This is a genomic window from Streptomyces sp. RKAG290 (genome assembly GCF_023701695.1).
Taxonomy (GTDB): domain Bacteria; phylum Actinomycetota; class Actinomycetes; order Streptomycetales; family Streptomycetaceae; genus Streptomyces.
Genome location: NZ_JAJOZC010000001.1, coordinates 7309410 through 7323866, shown reverse-complemented (window position 1 = coordinate 7323866; position 14457 = coordinate 7309410). Strand labels below are relative to the sequence as shown.

Sequence of the window (14457 nt, the reverse complement as noted above, 5' to 3'; positions counted from 1 at the left end):
TAGAGTCAGCCACTGACAACAGCTTGATCGTCGCTCATCGGCCTTGCCCGCGGCTCACCCAGCTGCCGGCACCGGACGCTGCAGCCACCCACTCAAGCGCTCACTCGCCAAGTGAAGCGCCCAGTCACAATCACCCGATCGGTGGCCAACTCGAAGAAGCTCAATGACAGCGAACCCACCGGGCCGAGCCTCAACAACCGGCGACTCGGCCGACATCGGCCATACCCGGTAAAGGTGGTTCGGGCCAACGCGCGAAACGCCCCTGGTGCCCGGAATCTGCTTGCAGACCTGCTCCTATCAGGGGCTTTACGCCTACCTGATGCCAGGTCAGGTACGTATCGGTCAGAAGGATCTCGAATCCTTCGGAAGGACGGCCTATTCTGAGCGCCGTCCGCACTACCTGGGAGCGCCGTGACAAGTAGGTTCACCGAGTTGACCGTTGACTGCCAAGACCCGGAGAGGCTCGCGGCGTTCTGGTGCGCAGCCCTGGACTTCAAGGTGATCGACCGGAGCGAGAGCAAGGTCGAGATCGCCTCCTGGGTACCGACCGTAGAGGACGTTCGGGCCCGCCAGATGCCGCCCACCCTGCAGTTCATCCAGGTGCCCGAGGGCAAGACCGTCAAGAACCGACTGCACCTCGACGTCAGCCCGATCGACTGCAGCACCGAGGACGAGGTGACCAGACTGCTCGGTCTCGGCGCCACCACGACGGATGTAGGCCAGGGCCCGGACCGGAACTGGGTGGTCATGGCCGACCCCGAGGGCAACGAGTTCGACGTCCTACGCACCCTGGCACCGGAGAAATAGGCCGCGAGCGGCACCCGCGCCCCGCCCGACACGGCAGCCGTCGCGTCACCGCGAAGACAGCAGTCGTGAGACATGCATCTGTGCCCATGATCCGACGGGCAGGGCTCGGGATGTGCGGGTCAGCCAGCCGGACAGTCGCCCTGACCGGCATTCCCGACCGGGCCAACTCTCACCGGGGAGCCGGTCCCGTTCCTGACGGGCAGTGTGTCGACGCCCGGCCGCCGAGGGTGACCGACTTCGTCCCGTCCGCCGGGGTCACCAGCAGCCCCGGGATGCCCATGTAGGGCCGGACTGGTCACCCCTGGAAAGATCTCCGATACGAGTCCACCACAAGGGGGTCCAGTGGAGATCATCGAGCACACGATCAATGCCCAGTGCGAGGGTGTGATGGTGGAGCCCGTCGGCGGCAGCAAGGTGGGCGTGCTGGTACTGGCTGGTTCGAGCGGCCGCATCGAAGCTGACCGCTGCCGCCTGTTCGCGCGTACCGGAATGACAGCCCTGTCGATCCGGTGGTTCGGCGGCGACGGGCAGCCTGCGGGAATCTGCGAGATTCCACTGGAAGACTTCGGTACCGCGATCGACCTGCTGCGGGCCAAGGGGGCGGAGAGGATAGGTGTGCTCGGGCTGTCCAAGGGTGCCGAAGCCGCCTTGCTCCTCGCCGTCCACGATCCGCGTGTTGACGCGGTGGTCGCGTTGTCGCCCACGTCCGTGGTCTGGGCGAACGTCGGCCCCGGTTCGGACGGGAAGATCTACCCCTATCGCTCGTCGTGGACCTGGCAGGAGGAGTCTGTCCCGTTCGTTCCCTACGACGACAGTTGGGCTCCCGCGGAAGCACAAGGGGAGCCCACCGCCTGCCGAACGCACTACGAGCACAGTCGGCAGACCTTTGACGAGGCGGCGAGGCAGGCCGTGATCCCGATCGAGCAGTCCGCCGCTGAGATTCTGCTCGTGGCGGGTGGTGACGACGAGATGTGGCCATCGTTGGTGTTCGCGCAGGAGTTGGCGTCACGCAGGGCGTCGGCGGGCCGCACTGCCAAAGTCATCAGTGCGTCCGACGCCGGACATCGCCCGCGGTTGCCAGGGGAGGGACCGGCCGCCCCTTCCCACCGGTTCCGCTACGGCGGCACTGCCGAAGCCGACGCCGACCTCGGTGCGAAGGCATGGCCTCACATCGTGGGCGTGCTCGCAGGACCTGTCGTCCTGGGCAGTTGATCCGGGCACGGGCGGGCGGAGGGTGCGATGCCCCGGACGCAACACAAGGCACGATCCGGCGGCGGTGAAGCCAGTCGCGTACATGGCCGAAGTCGCGCTCCTGGGCCCTTTCCGATCTGTCTCTGTGCGCGGGGAGGGGCGGCGGCCCCGGATGCTGGTCGCTGCGACCGGTTTGTGGGCTAACCTGCGGGTGTGAGCACCGGACGGGAGGGCCCAGAGGCCGAGAAGTGGCTGGCGGACACCCGGGCGTCCTACGACGCCGACGCCATCAGCTACGCGGACGAGGTACGAAACCTCCTGGCCGAACTACCGCCCGAGCGGGACGTCATGGCGCTGTTCGCCGAGTTGGTAAGGGCACACGGCGGCGGAACCGTCGCGGACGTGGGTTGCGGGCCTGGGAGGATCACCGCCCACCTGAGGGACCTCGGGGTGGACGCCTTCGGCATCGATCTGTCACCGCGGATGATCGAGGTGGCGCGGAGTGAACATCCCGGTCTGCGCTTCGAGGTGGGGTCGATGACTCAACTCGACCTGACTGACGGCGCGTTGGCTGCCCTTGTCGCCTGGTACTCGATCATTCACGTCCCCGATGAAGCAATCGGCACGGTTCTTGCGGGCTTCCGTCGGGTGCTGCGGCCCGGCGGCCTGCTGCTGCTGGGTTTCCACGTCGGCGACCCCACACCGACCAAACCGCGGGAGGACGGCGAGAGTTGGCCGGAGTCCTATGTCCGTCGTCGCCCTCCGAGTCAAGTGGCTGCCTGGCTCGACGAGGCCGGCTTCACTCTCGAGACCCACCCCACGCTCACGTCAGCCGCGCGCAGACTCGGTGGCGTGCTCCTGGCGCGCCGCTAGGTCATTCTTTTGGATCGGGCCGGATCTCAGGGAGCCCTTCCACTCCGCTTCGAGGTGTCTGAGCCGGAGAGACCGCGATGAGGTCCGAACCTGAAACCGGACCGGTACCTGATGGCGTCCCTCACGATGTGCAGACCTCCGGCAATTCCTGCACCGCATCAGCCGACGTCGTCACCGCCCTGGCCGCACGGGCAAGGGAGATGGACCGCTTCATGGCCCGCTGAGCTGGTTACCCAACGCCAACCCTGGTGACGAACCCGGTAGCTCGATCGATCTGCGAGGCTTGATCGCTGCCGAGCCGGCTGATTAGGTGGCCGGCATGACTGATCTCGGAGCCGTCGCCTGGCCACCTGCCCCGATCAGGACCGAAAGGCTCGTGCTCCGTGAGCCCGAGGCTCGGGACCGTGCGGCTTTCATCGAATTGCTGGCGTCGCCCGAGGTGCACACCTACCTCGGCGGACCCCGCCCGCGTGACGAGCTCGAGCGCGAGGTGCCCGAGGTTCCTGGGCAGCGGCCCGGGTGTTTCGTCGTCGATCTCGACGGGGCGATGATCGGTGAGATCCTGCTCAGCCGGGCGACGGAGCACCATCGCCCGGCTGCCGTGGGGAAGGTCGATCTCGGCTACCTGTTTCTGCCGCGAGCATGGGGATTCGGGTACGCCGCCGAGGCGTGCGCGGCAGCACTCGACTGGTTCGACGCTGTCCTGCCCGGGGAGCCGGTGGTGCTCGCCACCCAGACCGCCAACGCTGGCTCGATGCGTCTCGCGGAGAAGCTGGGGTTCACCGGGATAGAGGTGTTCCATGCCTGGGACGCCGAGCAGTGGCTCGGCCTGCGGTCCCCGGTCACGCCCTCCGATTGAACGCGTGATCAACCGGCCACGACCCACTACCCCGGGCCCTCGACGAAAGGCCACTCTGCAGGGCGAAAGGCCGGACGAAGGATGAAGCTGCAGAGCGAAGAGACCCACGTCGAAGGACATCAGACTCCGTCCTGACCCGGCCCAGGCCACCCACCTGTTTCGCGCAGTACTCGTGGTGACGAACATCGGGGCCGCTAGCGGCAGTTGACCTCTCCCGCAGGCAGCCCCCGATCAGCGCATGCGGGAACAGTGTCACCGGCCCGGAATCGGCTGAGTGAGGTTCACCGGGTTGCCGTCGGGGTCCTGGATGTGGGCGACGCGCTGTCCCCACGGCATGTCTTTGGGGCCTCGGCGGACCGAGCCGCCCAGCGCCTCCACCCGGCCGAGCGTCTCGTCGACGTCGTCGACACCGATGCTGAGCAGGATCCGCGCCCCGGCCCCGGTGCCGGGATCCTCCTTGGCCACCAGCCCGAGGTCCGTGTCGCCGATGCGCAAGCCGAGGTAGAAGGCCGGGCCTTCCGCCGGCACCCGGAAGATCTCCTCAGCGCCGAACAATTCTGTATAGAAGCCGAGCAGAACGTCCTGGTCGGCAGTCACGATCACTGGCTGGATGGTGGACATGGCACTCCTGTCGAGAACGGTCTTGTCGATGGGTAGACCGTTCAAGGGCGGCGAACTCATCGGCCGACCACCCCACCGGACGATCTACGACACAGACAGCCGCCCACGACCAGCATCAGCGCAACACCGTCGAGCAGAGCATCAACCGCCTGAAGCAGTGGCGCGGCATCGCCACCCGCTACGAGAGGACCGCCACCATCTGCCGGCCGGACTACATGTCGCAGACATCTTCCTCTGGTCCGCGAGATGAAGCCGTTTCTATGACGAAGTCGTCTCTTCCCAGCACAAGCGCAGTTGCACCTGCAGTCCCGAAACGGATGCCGCGTCGCAGGACATGACGACTACGAGCCTGCTGAGGTCAGTGCCCTCGGGCCCCTGTGCGGAGGACCATCTCTGTCCTGCCCGTAGAAGCGTCCTGAAGAGCAGCCGCCGTCCGGCGGCATCGCCCGGCAGTGCCTCGTCCGCGGCCTCGACGATGAGTACGTAGTGGTCCGCGGGCAGCCACTTCAGGTCGCGCAGACAGTCGGAGAGGGCATCCCAGTTCCACCCGAAGTAATCCGGCAGCTGCAGTCTGTCGTAGAACTGCTGGAAGACGGAGTCCGTGTCGTGCATCTCCCGGCCGTCGAGCCGGGCTACGTACGTCCTGCCGGTCGTGGGAAGCAGTAGATCGACTGGCAAGGCGCCTTGCTCCGGAACGACGTGTATCCAGGGCACGATGTGCACCGCCATCCTCCCTCCAGTGATCCAGGACATCCAGCGCCTTCAGAGCCGGTGACGGCAGCGCGCTGCAGAGTCTAGATCCAAACGAAACGGCCAACGTCATACCAGTCGGCTGCCCGTATCGGACCCGCATCACTGCGCGGAAAGGTCGATGGTGAACGCCACCCGGTCGAACCCGGGACCGTCGTAGTCCGGCTTCACGGGTGAGGCGGCGAAGCCGAGCCGCGTGTGGAATGCCTGTGACGCCGCGTTCTCCGGGCTCGTGATGCAGTGCACATAGCGACGCCCGTGTGACCGGGCGAGCTCGAAGAACGTGCGGTAGAGGACACGCCCGAGGCCCTGCCCATGCAGCACAGGGTCGACGCCGACGAAGTGGACATAGGCGGTTTCGGGCTCGGTCTGCGACGGGAAGCCGACCAGGAAAGCGGCAACGTCGCCGCCTCCGCGTTCGACCAGAAAACTGGTGGAGGTGAAGTGCTGGAAATAGAGCCGGGGCAGAAGCAACGCACGCTCCGTCGCCCCCGCCTTCCCCTTCAGGCCGCCCACCACGTGTCCAGTACAGCGAGCACGCGAGGGTGGTCCTCTTCGGCAGGGTGCCGGGCCCGCAGCCCAACAGGAAGATCGTCGATCACCTGTTCAGTTTGCCACCCCGACAGAACACGTCGTCAGGAACTGGAAACAGGCACCCGACGACGCAGGCCCGCCGCCTCACACGGCAAGAGTGACGGAACAAGTGCGCTGAGCGCCGCCGGGACGGCTCGCATTGTCCGGCGCGTCTGTTGCTGCCGCGGCCCGTGCCTCGGGCGCGGTCGGCCGTAGCAGTGCGTCGGCAGCGGCCAGGGCCTGCTTTACGTCGGTGACACCCGTCATGATGCACAGGGTGTACGCCGTGTCCTCACGCCGCCGGAGAGTGTCCGGGGTGGAACGGCGCTCGTCCTCGATCACCGCGTCGGCGTAGCGGGACAACGCGGCACGCAAGTCACCCGGTGTGGGAAGCAGCAAGGCCAACTCCTCGTCGAATAGGTACATCTTCCCGAGCCGCCCGGCGGATCGGGTCTCGCTGGCGATGTCCAGGTGCCCGCTTCCCGGAAAGCATTCCAACGCCTGCTGAGGAAACGTCACCACCTGCCGGACGAGTGGTCAGGTGAAGGTGGTGACTTCGGCGAGCACCGAATGAAGGGTCATGGCGCGACTGACAGGCGGTGCGCTCGCGACTGTCCTGTGCCATCGAAGTTCGAGCGGGTGTCATCGAAGTTTGAGTGACCTGGTCACTTGACGGTGTCCAGTGTGGTGGGTCTGAGGAGTCGCCTGTCGCAGCACAGGGCAGCGGCAAGGCCGAGAAAAGCCAGGGAGTTGCGGGGGTTGCGTTCGTAGCGGGGGCTGAGTCTGCGGTAGCCGGACAGCCACGAGATCGTGCGCTCGATTGTCGGCGTCGACGTCAGCGGGCGAATCCGCGGCCGGCAGCACCGTTGGTTCCGCCGCAGCACGACGGCATCCGGTACGGACGCGGAGTCCGTACTCCCGCGTCCTGTCGCAGACGCGGAAGCACGGCTCGCTCGGTCTCTTGATGTGGTGCCCTATCGCAGGTCGTCGACGTCCAGTTCGGTGCCGGCCACCAGGGTGACCTCGCCGGCCGGGGCGGCGGCGTCCTCGACAGCGTGCGCGCCGGGTACCTGGGACGCGAGGACCGCGGCCCGGTCGGCGAGGCCCGGGGGTAGGTGACCGTGGTGCGGCCGGTGTGCGGCGCGTTGCCGGTGCCCGTAACGGTGAACCCGGCCTCGCGCAGTCTCTCGGCGACCGCGGCGGCCTTCCCCCGGTGTCCGATCCGTTGAGGACACGCACGTGCACGGAGGACGCGTACAGCGGATCCTTCGCGTCCGCCTCCAGGCTCTTCTTGTCGATCTCCCTGTCCTTGGCCAGGGCAGTGAACACGGTGGCGGCCTGCGGGTACTGCCACACCACGTTGGCCTTGTCCGTCGGGACGTCGGCTTCGCGCGGATAGCTGGGAACGGTGAGGAACGTCAGCCGGTCCTCCGGGACGCCCTTCAGCTCGGACGCGAGGCCGGTGAGCGGCTTCACCCCGGCCAGGTCGTCGTCCGTGGTCAGGGACTTGGTGAGGGACTGCAGCAACTTGTAGAGGGCACCGGCGTCGGTGATCTTCGACTTGGCCTTCTCGGCCAGCGCCGACATGAACTCCTGCTGGCGGCCGATGCGTCCGGTGTCGGAGCCGTCGCCCACGCTGTAGCGGGCACGCACGTAGCCGAGCGCCTTCTCGTCCCTGATCGTCTGGCAGCCGGCCTCCAGATCGAGGTGGGCCTTCTTGTCGTGGATGGCCTGCTCAGGACAGACCTCTATGCCGCCCAGGGCGTTGACCATGCCCTTGAACCCCTGGAATTCGACCGACATGAAGTTGTCGATGCGCAGACCGGTGTTGGCTTCGATGGTCTTGATGGTACAAGCGGCGGCGTCGGCCACCTCGCCGCTTGTGCCGCCGAGCGAGAACGCCTCGTTGATCTTGAAGTGATGGACCTCGGAGGTCGTACCGTTGCCCTTGTCGCAGGCCGGTATTCGCACCCAGGAGTCGCGGGGTAAGGAGACGACCGCGGCCCACTTCCGGTTCGCGGGGATGTGCAGGACCATCAGCGTGTCGGAGTGCATGGTGCCCCCTCCATGCCGCCGTACCGGGCGTTGGCCCCGGACCTGCTGTCGGAGCCCACGACCAGGATGTTCCGCGACCCGGGACTGATGTTCTCCGGGCGGTCCTCGCCGAGCTTGCCGTCGAGGTGGGCGCCATGGATGTTGCTGTCGAGGTCGTTGTAGATCCACGCACCGGCACCGCCGGCGCCGAGGACGCACACGGCGCCGATACCGGCGGTCCAGGCAACGATCCGGCCCCGACGCGTCAGCCCGCCCGGTTTCCCGCCCGCGCGCCTACGCGAGCGCCCGCCCGCCGGAGCACTCTTTCGTCCGCGTGTCCCACCCATGTGAATCGCCCCCCGCGCCCGCCCCGACCGACCACCCGGCGTGACCGGACACCAGACGCCCGATGTCAATCACCGGACTTTATACGATCGTTTGGGCCGTCCGTGGGGTGCGCCCGGCGCCGCTCCGGTCGCCCTCGACGGCACCGCCACCAACTCCCGCTCGGCGCCCACGCGATCCTCGGCGTCCACCTCGCCACCACCACGGCCGCCGCGGCGGCCCACCGTCAGCCCCCTACCGCTACCTAGAGGGCGCCGACGCCCACCTGCTGCTGCTGAACGATGAACATCGTCAACGGCGCTGCCCACGCCGACAATCCGCTGGACCAGGAATGCGGCCCACCGGGCCGAGGGGCCCCCGCCGTGCAGACGGAACGCAGTGCGCGGGTCAGCGCTGCCGTGCGGGGGCGATCGAGGTGCCCGATGCGTCGTACGTGCGACTCGGCGGCGGACAGGGTGCCGGCGCAGGAAGGAGCCGCGCGTGCCGCGGCGGAGTCTGCGATCGCACGGACCAGGTCGACGTTGACGCGATTGATCGCCTCGCGCACCTCTGTGAGGTCCGGCCGGAGCTTGGGCGCGACGGAGGGGTCCGCATCCCAGCGTCGGTGCAACGCGCGCTGCACCTGCTTGTTCGCCTCGATCTGGTCCCGGAAGATCCGCACCGTCGCGCCGGGGTCAGCTCCCGCTTCGCGCGCCTGCAGCGCCGCAGTGTCGAGCACCTGCCGCTCACGTGACGGGTCCTCGACGGGATCGCCCGTCCCCCACTTCGCGGCGGCGACCGGACGGGCCGTGTCGAGCCGCCGGGCCGAGAGAGCGGCGAGCGAGTGGAGTCGGGCGTACCCGCCCAGGCTCGCCCCCGCTGCCGGCGCGGCCGGTGACGGGGTGGCGGCCGCACGAGTGCCTGGGCCCGCGATGAAGGCGGCCGTAGCCACGCACGCCACTAGTGAGCACCTTGCGTACACGGACGGTTGCATGGGCCGATCGTACGGTCGGGCTCCGGCGGCGCCCGTGACAACGCGCGGCGCTCGACCGTCGGCGTTGACCCCGACCCGCCAGGCGCCCAGAAGGCTGCCCGTCAGGCGTCGAGCGTCTCCGCAAGGGCTGCGAGGCCATCGCGGTAGATGCCTTCGAAGAGGTCCTTCGCCTCACTCTCGCTCACGCCCTCCGGAGTGAACGTGCCCGACCATTCCACCCGGGCGCCCTCCCGCCCCAGGTCGATGACCCGCAGGGTGGAGAGGTAGCCGGTGACGGGGAACGGCGCCTGTGCGATGGAGTAGCGGTAGCTGCGGTCCGCCTCGTCGAAGGCTTCGAGCCGTTCGACGATCACGCCACCATCGGCGTTCGTCAGCGTGCGCAGCCGGCCACCGTGGCTGAGCTCGGACTGTCGGATGTAGGGCAACCAGTCGGGCAGGGAGCCGAAGCCGCCGACGAGCTCCCAGATCTGTCCGGCGGGGTGCGGCATGGTGCGGGTGACGGTGACGGAACTCATGGTGCGTCCTCAGGGCGGGTGCGGGCGGGATCAGATGGTGGGGACGGGCGCGTCGCGCGAGATGACTGCCTGCTCGCGCAGCGCGGCCCAGAAGGTGTCGGGGACGTCCTGCGCGAGGGCGCCCAGGTCCTCGGCGATCCGGCTGGGGCGGGTGGCACCGGGGATGACCGCGGCGACGGCGGGGTGGGCCAGTACGAACTGGAGGGCGGCGGCCTTGATGCCGATGCCGTTCTGCTGCGCCAGCGCCTTGATGAGGCCGACCTTCTCGATGATGTCGGCGGGCGCCTCGGCGTACTCGAAGTGGTTGCCGCCCGCGAGGATGCCTGAGCTGTACGGGCCGCCCACGACGATGTCGACGTCCTGCGCGGCCGCGGCGGGCAGCAGGCGCTGCAGGGCTCGTCCGTGGTCGAGCAGCGTGTAGCGCCCGGCAAGCAGGAACGCGTCGGGGTGCGGCTCGTCCAGGTCGAGCGTCATTTCCAGCGGCTCGACCTTGTTGACGCCGAGGCCCCAGGCCTTGATCACGCCCTCCTCCCTCAGCCGGGTCAGCGCCCGGAAGGCGCCGGTGCGGGCGCTCTCGTAGACGTTGACCCATTCATCGCCGTAGAAGTCCTGTGCGACGTCGTGGACCCAGACGATGTCGAGCCGGTCCGTCCTCAGGCGCTTGAGGCTGTCCTCGATGGAGCGCAGGGTGGCGTCGGCGCTGTAGTCGTTCACGATCCGGTTGGGACGTCCGTGCTCGAACAGCGCCCCCTTCTCGCCGAGTTCACGGCTCGCGGGGTCCTCGGCCTCGTCGAGTATGACCCGTCCCACCTTCGTCGACAGGACGAACTCGTCGCGGGGCTGCTGAGCGAGGACGTCACCCAGCCGGATCTCGGCGAGCCCCGCACCGTACAGCGGCGCGGTGTCGAAGTAGCGGATGCCCTGGTCCCACGCGGCCTGCACGGTGGCGGCGGCTTCGTCCTCGGGGATGGCGCGGAACATGTTGCCCAGGGGGCGGTGCCGAAGCCGATGCGGCCGGGCAGCAGGGAGCGGATGCTCATGGTGGTGACCTCAATCAGGTGCTGATGGGGGGTTGTGCCGCGTGGAGCGAGGCGGAACACGCTTCATGCGGCGCGACCGGCCGGACGCAGGCAGGCCCTGCGAAAAAGTGCGTGGCGGTCGCTTACCTCCGAAACATTACTTGCACACGCGGGCAATATGCAAGCGCGCCCTATAGGCGTGCGCGCGCTATGCCCTTAACGCCCCCGCCCCGCCACCACCTACGGGCGGGAACGAAAACGCGCGCATACGAGGGACGACCAGCCGCCCGTCGGGGCGGCTGGTCGTCCAGGGTCTTTCGATCGGTTCAGGTCGTCAGGCCGGTCAGGTCGGGTCAGGTCGGTCAGCGAGCAGGGCCCGGTTCCGCGCCTCGCCCGGCGCAGGAGGGGGCGAAGCGGAGCGACGGCCACCGACGGCCATGCCGCGTGGTGCGGTGCGGTGCGGCGGCAGGGCACTCAAGCCCCACCTGATCCGAACGAGAGGCCCCAGGCAAGGACAGCGGCAGGGCCACTCAAAGGTCAGGAGGCCGTGACACGTGGCGTGGAGCATCTCGCAGCGAGAACCACATCCGCGCCTTGAGGCGGGCGCGCCCGGTCAGCGCCGAGCACGAGGCGGGCTGTCCGCCGGCATCCCGCAAGGCTTGGTCCAAATAGTCGCGCAGCTGCCACACGTCGACCGGATCGGCCGTGGTGCCGGCCTCAAGCGTGGACTGCAGCCGCTCCGGGGTGAATCGCAGGTCTTCCGCCACTTCATGGAGGGTCAGCCCCGAGAGTGCGAGGTTGTTCTTGAGTTCCGCACTCGTTCGAAGCCGTTCGGCGGTGTTCAGCGACATCGGAGCCTTCCTGTCCGCCCCGCTCCGCAGGGACTGATTCGTACGGGGCTGCTGTTCAAGTCCTTGATCCGGCAGCCGGGGCGCCGGGGCGCGGGTCAGCTGAGCGGAATGTCGACGGAGCGCGAGGGGACGGCGTCGAGCGCGGCGATCGTGGCGTCGTCGAGTGCAAGCGTGCCCGCAGCAACGTTCGCCTCGAGGTGAGCGGCGTCGGCGGTGCCCGGGATGAGGTGCACGTTCGGAGCGTGGCGCAGGAGCCAGGCGAGGCCCAGCTGCGACGGAGTGATCCCCAGAGCTCGCGCCCCGGCGGTGACGGCCGGCTCGTCGGTCACCTTGGTAAGGCCGGGGAACGCACCGCCGAGCGGGAAGTACGGAACCCAGGCGACCCCCTCCGCCACGCAGAGCTCAAGCATGTCCTCGTCGCCACGGGCCACCAGGCTGTAGGCGTTCTGGACGCAGGCGATGCCCGCCGGGATGGCATGCCGCAACACGTCAAAGGTGACGCTGCTCAGCCCGATCGCACCGATCTTGCCCTCGTCGCGCATCGCGACCATCACCGCGAGCTGGTCATCGATACCGACCACCTGGTCGCCCTCGGCCCGGAGCCCGGGGCCGGCGTCCGTGCGGCGCAGGTTCACCAGGGGAATGCGGTCGACGCCGAGGCTGACGAGATTGTCCTCGACGCTCGCCCGGAGCTGTTCGGGACGCTGGGCGAGCCGGAGCGGGATGGGGCCGCCGGGGTCGGCGTCGGCGCCGACCTTGCTGGCGACCAGGACGCCGTCCTCGGGGTGGATCGCCTCCCGGATGAGCCCGTTCACGAAGCCGTCGCCGTAGAACTGGGCGGTGTCGATGTGGTCTACACCGAGTTCGACCGCGCGACGCAGGAGCGCAAGAGCGGCGCCGCGGTCCTGACGCAGACGCTCGAGTTGCATGGCCCGTACCCGACGCGGGATACCGTGCGGCCGGCGAGCAGGCCAGGGCCCCCGGACGAGCGGCACCGGAGGCCGTTACCTCGGGGCGCGGAGTACTACTGCTGGATGTCATGGCAATCCCGTCCTCGTGCGATGATAGAGAAAGCGGAGGAGCCTCCGCTAATCGACCATAACACTAACGGAGGTCCCTCCGCTTTGAGTCCGTCCGAGTCGACGCCCGCAGGCGTCCCCGCCGACCGGAACACCGGCACCGACCGCCCGGTCCGCGCCCACGCGCGCCGCAACCGCGAGAAGCTGATCACTGTCGCCCGAGCGGCCTTCGCGGCTGCCGACGACACCGTTCCGCTGGAGGGCATCGCTCGCGATGCCGGAGTCGGCATCGGCACCCTCTACCGTCACTTCCCCACCCGGGAGGCACTCGTCGAGGCCGTGTACGGCGCCGAGCTCGACGACATCACCACGAGCGCGCCCACCCTCCTCGACGAGTTCCCGCCCGATGTCGCCCTGCGGAGGTGGATGGACGGCTATGCGGGCTTCGTCGCGAAGAAGCGCGGGATGGCCAACACGCTCCGCACCGGCTGGACCTCGGGAAGGATCGCCACGCCGGCCACGCGGGAACGCATCACTGCCGCGATCGGGATGATCCTGGCCGGCGGAGCGGAGGCCGGGTCACTTCGTGCGGACGTCGACCCCGACGACGTCACCACCATGCTCCTCGGGGTGTTCCTCGCCACGGCGGGAAGCGGCACACCCGAGCAGACCGGCCGGCTGCTCGACCTCGTCATCGACGCGCTGCGCCCGACGACGGACCGGTGAAACCGTCCGGTCCAGGGGCCTACGACGTGCGCCGGGGCTCACCGACCGGAAAGGCGTAGCCCGTGGGCCGTACGGCCGCGAGCGCGGCGTGGCGTGGCACCCGACGGGCACTCGCTACGTATCGCGCGTGGGCCGTCCACCCAGGACGCACACCGGCCCCTCGACGAGCCGGCACCCACAGCGGCGGCTCAGCGGGACCGGGGCGAGGAGCGGGCCGGCCGGAAAGGCCCGTCCAGTGCCGCCCACTGGAGCAGCATGATGGTCTTGGCGTCGGCGATCTCCCCGCTGCGGATCATCGCGAGCGCCTCGTCGAAGGGAAGTTCCACGGTGGTGATGTCCTCCCCCTCGGCCGCGACGCCGTACCCGTCGGCCGTGGGAGTGGCGGAGTCGTAGGGAGCGGCGAAGAAGTACAGCCGTTCGGTGACCGACCCCGGGCTCATGTAGACGGCGAAGACGGGCTCGGGAGTGCCGATGGTGTGCCCGGTCTCCTCGGCCGCCTCCCTCCGGATGGCTTCCTCCGGGGCGTCGCCGTCGAGCAGCCCGGCGGCGGTCTCGATCAGCATCCCGTCGCGATGCCCGTTGACGTAGGCGGGGAGACGGAACTGACGGGTCAGCAGCACGGTACGACGTTCGGTGTGGTGGAGCAGGATCGTGGCGCCGTCACCCCGGTCGTAGGTCTCGCGCTGCTCCTGGCTCCGGTGCCCGTCGCTGTGCTGGTAGTCGAAGGTGGTCCTGCGCAGGACGTACCAGTCGCAGGAGAGCACCTCCACGTCCTTGATGTGCACGCGCGGATTGCCGGTCAGGTCCCTGCCGTGCTGGTCCAGGCCGGTACGTCCGCGCCGGTCCGGGAGATCGATGCCGGGACGTCCGCTCCGGTCCGGGGTGTCCGGGCCGGCGGTCACCGGGCGGCCGGGATGTCGTCGATGCCGGTGTAGACGTCCAGTCCCTGGGCCCGGGCGACCGCGACCATCCGGTCCGCGCCCTCCGAGGGGCCGCCGATGCGCAGCACCGCGTCACAACGCGCCAGCAGCCGTTCGGCGACGGGGTGGAAGATCTCCTGGAAGACGGGGTCGCCAGGGGCAGCGCCTCCCGCGGTCTCTATCAGGGGAAGGGCCAGGGCCTCGCCGGTGACCGGCAGGTGGCCTGCGCGGAAGAGCGCCAGGGCCGTCCGGTTCATCGCCCGCACATGGGCGCCGAGTCTGGCCGGGTCGTCGCCGGTCCCCGACCGGTAGGGGCCGGCGACCAGAATCATCAGGGGCTGCTGGAGGGTGGTCATGACATGTGCTCCTCGTGGTCGGCCC

At 68.8% G+C, this 14457-nt stretch carries 14 protein-coding genes and 4 pseudogenes; 5 read left to right on the top strand and 13 right to left on the bottom strand.

Features of this window, described 5'->3' with window-relative positions; all coding sequences use genetic code 11:
* Positions 1-411 precede the first annotated feature (411 nt).
* The 4 genes from LNW71_RS32445 (at position 412) to LNW71_RS32425 (ending at position 3730) form a co-directional block, all read left to right on the top strand.
* Positions 412-807, top strand: a complete 396-nt coding sequence (locus tag LNW71_RS32445; RefSeq protein WP_250971439.1) for a VOC family protein — start codon at positions 412-414, stop codon at positions 805-807.
* Positions 808-1149: 342 nt separating this feature from the next.
* Positions 1150-2019, top strand: coding sequence for an acyl-CoA thioester hydrolase/BAAT C-terminal domain-containing protein (locus LNW71_RS32435; protein WP_250971438.1), 870 nt, complete (start codon positions 1150-1152; stop codon positions 2017-2019).
* A gap of 192 nt (positions 2020-2211) precedes the next feature.
* Complete coding sequence (locus LNW71_RS32430; RefSeq protein ID WP_250971437.1) at positions 2212-2871, top strand: class I SAM-dependent methyltransferase; 660 nt, start codon at positions 2212-2214, stop codon at positions 2869-2871.
* 319 nt (positions 2872-3190) lie between these two features.
* Positions 3191-3730, top strand: a complete 540-nt coding sequence (locus LNW71_RS32425; RefSeq protein WP_250971436.1) for a GNAT family N-acetyltransferase — start codon at positions 3191-3193, stop codon at positions 3728-3730.
* Between the two features lie 252 nt (positions 3731-3982).
* Here the strand turns inward: LNW71_RS32425 and LNW71_RS32420 are convergent, their stop codons facing one another.
* The 11 genes and pseudogenes from LNW71_RS32420 to LNW71_RS32370 all read right to left on the bottom strand — a co-directional run bounded on the left by LNW71_RS32420 (position 3983) and on the right by LNW71_RS32370 (position 12452).
* Complete coding sequence (locus LNW71_RS32420) at positions 3983-4351, bottom strand: VOC family protein (RefSeq protein WP_250972229.1); 369 nt, start codon at positions 4349-4351, stop codon at positions 3983-3985.
* 258 nt (positions 4352-4609) lie between these two features.
* On the bottom strand, positions 4610-5029 hold the full coding sequence (locus tag LNW71_RS32415; RefSeq protein ID WP_250971435.1) for a barstar family protein: 420 nt from the start codon (positions 5027-5029) through the stop codon (positions 4610-4612).
* Between the two features lie 174 nt (positions 5030-5203).
* A complete protein-coding gene (locus LNW71_RS32410; protein ID WP_250971434.1) occupies positions 5204-5620 on the bottom strand; it encodes a GNAT family N-acetyltransferase in 417 nt (138 codons plus the stop codon).
* Between the two features lie 159 nt (positions 5621-5779).
* On the bottom strand, positions 5780-6193 hold the full coding sequence (locus LNW71_RS32405; protein ID WP_250971433.1) for a DUF5133 domain-containing protein: 414 nt from the start codon (positions 6191-6193) through the stop codon (positions 5780-5782).
* 146 nt (positions 6194-6339) lie between these two features.
* Positions 6340-6495 (bottom strand): annotated as a pseudogene (locus LNW71_RS32400) (IS5/IS1182 family transposase); the annotation flags it as partial.
* A 153-nt stretch (positions 6496-6648) separates the two neighbouring features.
* Positions 6649-7938, bottom strand: a pseudogene (locus LNW71_RS32395) (LCP family protein).
* Positions 7939-8297: 359 nt separating this feature from the next.
* Positions 8298-8984 (bottom strand): gamma subclass chorismate mutase AroQ, encoded by a 687-nt coding sequence (gene aroQ, locus LNW71_RS32390; protein ID WP_250971432.1) that lies wholly within the window; start codon positions 8982-8984, stop codon positions 8298-8300.
* A 143-nt stretch (positions 8985-9127) separates the two neighbouring features.
* Entirely contained in the window at positions 9128-9541 is a 414-nt protein-coding gene (locus LNW71_RS32385) for an SRPBCC family protein (protein ID WP_250971431.1), read from the bottom strand.
* Positions 9542-9571: 30 nt separating this feature from the next.
* Positions 9572-10581 (bottom strand): annotated as a pseudogene (locus LNW71_RS32380) (aldo/keto reductase).
* A gap of 509 nt (positions 10582-11090) precedes the next feature.
* Entirely contained in the window at positions 11091-11411 is a 321-nt protein-coding gene (locus LNW71_RS32375; RefSeq protein ID WP_250971430.1) for a DUF2316 family protein, read from the bottom strand.
* Positions 11412-11506: 95 nt separating this feature from the next.
* Positions 11507-12452 (bottom strand): annotated as a pseudogene (locus LNW71_RS32370) (aldo/keto reductase).
* Between the two features lie 83 nt (positions 12453-12535).
* On the opposite strand from LNW71_RS32370, the gene LNW71_RS32365 reads away from it, so the two are divergent.
* Positions 12536-13156 carry a TetR/AcrR family transcriptional regulator gene (locus LNW71_RS32365; RefSeq protein WP_250971429.1) on the top strand — a complete coding sequence of 207 codons (621 nt, stop codon included), beginning with the start codon at positions 12536-12538 and terminating at the stop codon, positions 13154-13156.
* Between the two features lie 188 nt (positions 13157-13344).
* Here the strand turns inward: LNW71_RS32365 and LNW71_RS32360 are convergent, their stop codons facing one another.
* Positions 13345-14058, bottom strand: a complete 714-nt coding sequence (locus tag LNW71_RS32360) for an NUDIX domain-containing protein (protein ID WP_250971428.1) — start codon at positions 14056-14058, stop codon at positions 13345-13347.
* Positions 14055-14432, bottom strand: a complete 378-nt coding sequence (locus LNW71_RS32355) for a DUF4406 domain-containing protein (RefSeq protein ID WP_250971427.1) — start codon at positions 14430-14432, stop codon at positions 14055-14057. Before LNW71_RS32355 ends, LNW71_RS32360 begins: the two co-directional genes overlap by 4 nt.
* Between the last annotated feature and the right edge of the window lie 25 nt (positions 14433-14457).

What these genes read in the sequence shown, in the direction of transcription:
- LNW71_RS32420 (WP_250972229.1), bottom strand. Translation starts at nt 4,351, where the DNA reads ATGTCCACCATCCAGCCAGTGATCGTGACTGCCGACCAGGACGTTCTG.
- LNW71_RS32385 (WP_250971431.1), bottom strand. Translation starts at nt 9,541, where the DNA reads ATGAGTTCCGTCACCGTCACCCGCACCATGCCGCACCCCGCCGGACAG.
- LNW71_RS32425 (WP_250971436.1), top strand. Translation starts at nt 3,191, where the DNA reads ATGACTGATCTCGGAGCCGTCGCCTGGCCACCTGCCCCGATCAGGACC.
- LNW71_RS32355 (WP_250971427.1), bottom strand. Translation starts at nt 14,432, where the DNA reads ATGACCACCCTCCAGCAGCCCCTGATGATTCTGGTCGCCGGCCCCTAC.
- LNW71_RS32375 (WP_250971430.1), bottom strand. Translation starts at nt 11,411, where the DNA reads ATGTCGCTGAACACCGCCGAACGGCTTCGAACGAGTGCGGAACTCAAG.